This is a genomic window from Bacillus sp. JCM 19034 (genome assembly GCF_001310635.1).
Taxonomy (GTDB): Bacteria; Bacillota; Bacilli; order Bacillales; family Bacillaceae_D; genus Halalkalibacter.
Window position 1 is genome coordinate 1 of record NZ_BAXR01000038.1, and the last position, 6,784, is coordinate 6,784.

At 41.5% G+C, this 6,784-nt stretch carries 6 protein-coding genes; all 6 read left to right on the plus strand.

From position 1 onward, the window contains the following. Positions 1-1,379 (plus strand): isopeptide-forming domain-containing fimbrial protein (locus JCM19034_RS20335; RefSeq protein WP_156324084.1); only part of this gene is annotated, 1,379 nt, incomplete at its 5' end. Between the two features lie 656 nt (positions 1,380-2,035). Beyond that, complete coding sequence (locus JCM19034_RS20340) at positions 2,036-2,305, plus strand: hypothetical protein (RefSeq protein WP_062052600.1); 270 nt, start codon at positions 2,036-2,038, stop codon at positions 2,303-2,305. Beyond that, on the plus strand, positions 2,272-2,865 hold the full coding sequence (locus tag JCM19034_RS20345) for an isopeptide-forming domain-containing fimbrial protein (protein WP_062052601.1): 594 nt from the start codon (positions 2,272-2,274) through the stop codon (positions 2,863-2,865). The genes JCM19034_RS20340 and JCM19034_RS20345 overlap by 34 nt, the downstream gene beginning before the upstream one ends. A gap of 255 nt (positions 2,866-3,120) precedes the next feature. After that, a complete protein-coding gene (locus JCM19034_RS20350; RefSeq protein ID WP_156324085.1) occupies positions 3,121-4,743 on the plus strand; it encodes an isopeptide-forming domain-containing fimbrial protein in 1,623 nt (540 codons plus the stop codon). A 14-nt stretch (positions 4,744-4,757) separates the two neighbouring features. Beyond that, the gene (locus JCM19034_RS20355; protein ID WP_062052603.1) at positions 4,758-5,627 is read left to right on the plus strand and encodes a DUF11 domain-containing protein; all 870 of its coding nucleotides are present in this window, start codon (positions 4,758-4,760) and stop codon (positions 5,625-5,627) included. 47 nt (positions 5,628-5,674) lie between these two features. Continuing rightward, positions 5,675-6,784: isopeptide-forming domain-containing fimbrial protein (locus tag JCM19034_RS20360; RefSeq protein ID WP_156324086.1), on the plus strand; the 1,110-nt coding region annotated here is incomplete at its 3' end.

Here is a 6,784-nt window from a genome sequence, read left to right on the forward strand (position 1 = left end):
TCGTTTATACGATTCGAGCACGTAATACGGTCCGTGAAAGTGTCGTTGAAAACTTTGTGATTCTAGATGAGCTACCAGAAGGACTAAGCTATGTAGAAGGAAGTCTAGAAGTGAGTGATGGTGGAACAGCCAAGTATGAAGATGGCAAGATTGTCGGAAGCTTTGGCGAAGTAACGGATACGGAATGGCGTACAGTTACGTTCCAAGCAGTCATCGAATCTGGTCAAGTAGGGAACGAGATTGAAAATGTAGCTACTATTAGTGGCGACAATATCGAGGACCCAGGAACTCCAGAACATAAAATCACAGTAGATCCAAAGGAACCGAAGCTAGAATCGGAGAAAGCAGCCGAGTTAGTGGAAAAGGCTGAAGGGAATACAGATGTAGAGAATGCAGAAGTAGGCGACACATTACTGTATACGATCCAAGCTCGTAATACAGTGGAAGATAGCTTAGTGAAAAACCTGATTATACGTGACGAGTTACCAGAAGGCCTTGAGTATGTGCCAGGCACATTAACGGTTGATGGCGAAGGTGTCACAGATGAAGAGGATGACGATTCCGGACATTATGTCAATGGCGAAATCGTTGGACAGTTTGGAGATGTCAGAGATACCGACTGGCATACAGTCGCATTTCAAGTGATAGTTGGTGAAGGTCAGGCGAGTCAAGATATTGAAAACATCGCAACAGTAGATGGAGACAATATCAGTGAGACCGATCAACCAAGCGAAGTGGTTCTCATATATCCACGTGAACCGAAAATCGAATCAGAAAAGACAGCTGTAAACCTAGAGGAAAACAAAGCGAAGTATGACGTAGGGGATATGGTTGTCTACACAATTAGAGCACGCAATACGGTTCGTGAAAGTGTCGCTGAAAATCTTATTATTTCTGATGTCCTTCCAGATGGAATTAGTTTTGTGGAAGGAAGTCTTGAAGTAAATAACGGAGGAACAGGCGAGTATGAAGATGGTGTGATTACCGCAAGTTTTGGTGATGTGACAGATACCGAATGGCGTACGGTGACGTTCCAAGCAACGATTGAAATGGATCAATCAGGAAACACGATTGAAAACGTGGCAACCGTTGAGGCTGACAATGTGGAATCACCGAAAACTCCAACTGAGTCGATCACGGTGGAAAAAGACCAAACACCTCCACCAAAGGAACCAGAGGATAAGCAACCAGAACCAAAGCCTGAAGAAAAACTACAACCAGATACGCCGGAAGTAAAAGGTGATGAATCAAAGCAACCAGAAGAGACATTACCAAATACAGCAACGAACAACTTTAATCTCTTCCTAACAGGCTTAATATTAATGTTGGCTGGAGCTGGCATATGGTATTGGAGAAGGAAAAAGCTAAGTGTAGAATAATACCATGAAAAAGACCTTTCCCTTGATTTAGGGAAAGGTCTTTTTGTCGGTAAGTAAAAACAGGAAAACTCCCCCTGTCACCCATATAGTAATATGGGTATTTTTGGGTGTTAGTTTCAAGATTAGTTGATTAGAACTATAAAGTTTATTCGGAATTTGTCTGAAAATACAGCCGAAAAGTACTATATAAAGTCGAATGATTTTATCCGATAAAATACATAATCAGAAAAAACAATTAGAATTAGTAATTCAATCCATATTATATATATGATATTGGATATGCCGTCCTAGCTACTAAAATCGGACTGTATTTACTATATTCATTATATTACTAAATGACTTTATTATTTCAATAATATTAAAAATCTCCAATTATCTTGCTTGAAAAGGATAAAACGTATTGCCGTGAAGATGACCGAGTACTATTTTAATGTTACTAATATCTGCCTTTATTCTAATTGAAAGGGGGTGGTCGTTTTACATGAGGTACTTAAAATACGATCCAGTAAGAAAGGGGGCTTTGAGCTAAACAAAATAATCATTTTATACAGTATGTAATGATCATGTTAAGTTGGATCCATATTGAAACAAATTGAATGGGTTTTTATACCGGAAATCCATTTAACATTCAAATTATTGAAGTTAGGAGGGGAAATATGGGACCTGCACCTAAACGGTTCATTAATAGGAAAATGAAGTTGACATTACGAAGATCCTTCATTCTATTGATGACCATACTCATCGTCTGTAGTGAGGCATTAGCAACTATTCCTATGATAGCGATTGCAGAAGATACAGGCATGAAAAATCTAATTGTGACTAAAGATGTGGAAGGTGAAGAGAGTAAAGAGGTACTAATAGGGAGGATTATTCCTATAATATCTCTGTTGAAATGCCTGAGGATGTATCAAGCTATGAATCTATGATTATCTCAGACGAGTTAGATATCCGATTAGCCATTCAGGAGACATCTACCTACATCAACGGGGAAGTGGCAGATACATATCAAGTAGAGGTAGATGAACAGAATGTATCCCTTGAATTGACCAGAGAGCAGCTCGAGGAGCTTGCGGGTAAGGAAGTTCAATTGCATATAACAGTTCAAGTGAAAGAGGATGTAGTTGTCGGTGAAGAGATTGATAACGTTGCTGAAGTTTCTTTTAATGGCAATTCTGTAATGGAAACTAATTCTGTAACAGTGACCCCATCTAATCTAGAATCAGAAAAGGATGAAGTTACTGAAGAAGCAACCAAGGAAACGGTAGAAGATACCTCTTTCGAAGTAAATAATGTTGAAGCAAGTAATGTTCTGGAAATTAACGATGTAGATTCGTACGGAATTTCTAATAATTTATTGGATAGATCTTTCCCTCAAATTCGCCAATTTGATGGAAACAATTTCAGAGCAGATCCTAAAGCAATTGTGTTTATTACAGGGATTCCAGGAAGTGTAAACATCCATAATGGATTAGCTATCCACGACTGAAAATGTGTTTTATGCCTATGGTAGCTCACCTGAAATCCCTCATGGCTATACCGAATAAATCCAAATGGAGAAGCCGAGCATGTCGCAAATCTAGATGGTCCAGCTGCAACCGGGGTCATTTCTCAAGACGGCGAACGTTATTATCATACTTATATACGAAATGGTCAACTGCTCCTTGGCTCATATAATTTGGTAACAGGGGAAAAGGAAGCGATTCCGATCAATGGGTACCCTAGCAACGATGCTGGAGGGGACTTGATTATTGATGGGAATGGTTATATATGGTTTTCTAACAACACCGCTGGATCCATCATTCAGATGGACTCTAAGTCTGGGGAAGTGTTACGTCAAGTTCCGATTACCAGTGCAGATGGGCGAGCCTTACAAGGAGGAGTGAGAGGCCTTAGCTTTTTACCTAACAGTCAAATTTTGTTATCAAGTGGCCCGGGCCCTAATCCTGACACTGGTGGTGGACAAAGAGCTGATTATTATTTACTAAATCCAGAAACCTTGCAAACGACTTTTCTAGGGTCATCCACTATAGCCGGTGAAGGTCGATTCCACCCGTCGTACGACTTAGCATCGCGCATTTATCCGCTTTTCGACCCGCTGCCACCGGAGCTAGAAGCTGAAAAATCAGTGGAATTGGTGTGGAAAGGCGAAGGGAACACGGACGATGGGCATGCTGAAGTAGGGGATACTCTACGTTATACCATTCAAGCACGTAATATCGTGGCCGATAGTTTAGTGCAAAGCTTGGTGATCTCTGACACAATCCAAGAAGGATTGGGATACGTACCAGGGACATTGAAAGTAGACGGACAAGCAGTAACTGATGATGAGGATGACGACAAAGGTCATTATGTTGATGGTCAAGTGGTCGGTCAGTTTGGTGATGTAACAGATACAGACTGGCATACACTTGAATTTGACGTCATCGTGTCACCTGGACAAGCAGGAAAAGATATAGAAAACATTGCTTTAGTTAACGGCAATAATGTTAATGAACCGAAGGAACCTAGCGAGGTCGTTGAGGTTTATCCGCGAGATGGCCCCGTAGTGGAAGCCGAGAAAACGGTATCCCCTGAGGGAGAAGTGTTCGACGGTGATATTCTCACTTATAATGTGACGATTAAAAATGTCGGGGAGCACATTGCTGCTGAGACAGTCTTTGAAGATGTAATTCCAGAGGGTACAGAGTATGTTCCAGAATCGATGAGGATCGTAACAGGCCCTAACGCCGGTGTTCTAACCGATGAGGACGCTGACGATGCTGGACATTTCGACGGTGAAAAAGTCATCATCAATCTTGGGAACTTGCCAATGACAACTGATTTACCTGATGGAGTTACAGTACAATTTAAAGTAAAAACATTATCAAGCCATTTGGGTGAAACGGTCGTGAACCAAGCCGACATTAAGTATCGAAACTTGCAAACGGATGAAGATCAGTCGACACAATCAAACGAAGTTTCGAATGACATTGTTGAAAGAACAGAAATCGACGCTTGTGCAAGACCAGTGGCATTAATTAATGGAAGTTTTGAGGAACCAATTAATGACAGACCTTTCCCGGACCCTACCGCTCCTTATGGTGTCTATTCATTATTTCATGAAGATGATGTTCCAGGGTGGAAAACAACAGCATCTGATAAACTAATCCAAATAGAAAGATATGAAAACGGTTTTGTAGATATTTCTCGTGCTCATGGGAATCAATTTGCGGAATTGAATGCTCAAGAAGTGTCCATATTGTACCAGGATGTTGAGACTACGCCAGGACAAGTTATTTATTGGCGATTAGCTCATAGAGGAGATTCAGGTATCGACACGATGCACGTTAAATTGGTTCACCTGCTATCCCTATTGAAGATTTAGAAATAATTGAAAGAATGAGCTCTGGAAATGAAGAATGGACTTATTATACGGGTACTTATACCGTTCCAGCTGGTCAGCAGTTAACGCGCTTTGCCTTTGAATCTGTTGATGCTGCCAATGGAAGAGAAGAAGCTGGAAACTTCTTAGACGACATCTTCCTAGGAACGGAGCCATGTGTTGTCGCACAAAAAACGGTTTCACCAGAAGGAGAAGTATTCGCAGGACAAGAATTAACGTATGAAATAACAGTTAAGAACAACAGTGGAGACATTGCTGCGAATACCGTGTTAGAAGATGTGATTCCAGAAGGTACGGAGTATGTGCCAGGTTCGTTAAAAATTATTGACGGTCCGAATGCAGGAGACTTAACAGATGTAGCCGATGATGACGCAGGCCAGTTTGACGGAGAAAAAGTCATTGTAGAGTTAGGTGACTTACCGAACATCAATGATTTACCAAATGGAATTACGGTTCAGTTTAAAGTAAAAGCGTTAGTGGATGATACCATTGAAGAAGTTGTCAACAAAGCAATAGTAGAGTATGACAATTTATTAATCAATGAAAGAGAACAAGCAGATTCCAATGAGGTAACCAATCCACTTACCTATCAAAGTCCGGTAATAGAATCCGAGAAATCGGCTGAATTGCTTGCAAAAGTAGAAGGGAACAACGATATAGAAAACCCAGAGGTAGGAGATGCTCTCCTTTATACGATTCGCACTCGAAATATCATTGAAGACAGTCTTATTCAAAATCTAACGATTCGGGATACCATTCCGGACGGATTAGAGTATGTGGAAGGAAGCCTGACCGTTAATGGTGAAACCGTTACAGATGAAGAAGACGGTGATGCAGGCCAAGTAATAGACGGGACATCTTTGTAGAATTCGGAGATGTCAAGGACACTGAGTGGCACCAAATCACGTTTGAAGTGATCATCGGTGAAGGACAGGCTGGAGAAGATATTGAAAACATCGCAACGGTAGATGGAGATAATATTGACCCCGATTACCCAAGTGAAGAAGTACTCGTCTATCCACGAGAGCCAAAACTAGATTCTGATAAATCGTCCGAGAACCTAGAAGAAGACAAAGAAGAGTATCATGTTGGAGACACAGTCGTCTATACGATCATGGCACGGAATACGGTACGTGAGAGTGTCGTGGAAAACTTCACGATTTCGGATGAACTGCCAGAAGGACTGATGGTTGTCGAAGACAGTTTTGAACTGAGTCACGAAGGAACGGTGGAATATGAAGATGGTGTGATTACGGCAAACTTTGGTGAAGTAACCGATACAGAATGGCGCACCGTTACGTTCCATGCGGTGATCGAATCTGGACAAGTAGGAAACGAAATTGAGAATGAGGCAACGGTGGACGGTGATAACATCGAGGACCCAGAAAAGCCAAAACATAAAATTACCGTAGATCCGAAGGATCCAGAAATAGAATCAGAAAAGACGTATCAAATCAGTGAAAAAGGCGAAGGCAACACCGATGTAGAGAATCCCGAAGTGGGAGATACTCTCGTCTATACGATCCAGACTCGAAATACCATTGAGGACAGTTTGATTCAAAATCTAACGATTCGGGATACCATTCCGGACGGATTAGAGTATGTAGAAGGAAGCTTGACCGTTAATGGTGAAACCGTTACAGATGAAGAAGACGATGATGCAGGCCAAGTAATAGACGGGGACATCTTTGTAGAATTCGGAGATGTCAAGGACACTGAGTGGCACCAAATCACGTTTGAAGTGATCGTCGGTGAAGGACAGGCTGGAGAAGATATTGAAAACATCGCAACAGTCGATGGAGATAATATTGACCCTGATTACCCAAGTGAAGAAGTACTCGTCTATCCACGAGAGCCAAAACTAGATTCTGATAAATCATCCGAGAACCTAGAAGAAGACAAAGAAGAGTATCATGTTGGAGACACAGTCGTCTATACGATCATGGCTCGGAATACGGTACGTGAGAGTATCGTGGAAAACTTCACGATTTCGGATGAACTGCCAGAAGGACTGATGGTTGTT

Excerpts from the sequence above, each read along its gene's own strand:
- JCM19034_RS20340 (WP_062052600.1), top strand. The coding sequence starts at position 2,036 with ATGGGACCTGCACCTAAACGGTTCATTAATAGGAAAATGAAGTTGACA.
- JCM19034_RS20345 (WP_062052601.1), top strand. The coding sequence starts at position 2,272 with ATGCCTGAGGATGTATCAAGCTATGAATCTATGATTATCTCAGACGAG.
- JCM19034_RS20355 (WP_062052603.1), top strand. The coding sequence starts at position 4,758 with ATGAGCTCTGGAAATGAAGAATGGACTTATTATACGGGTACTTATACC.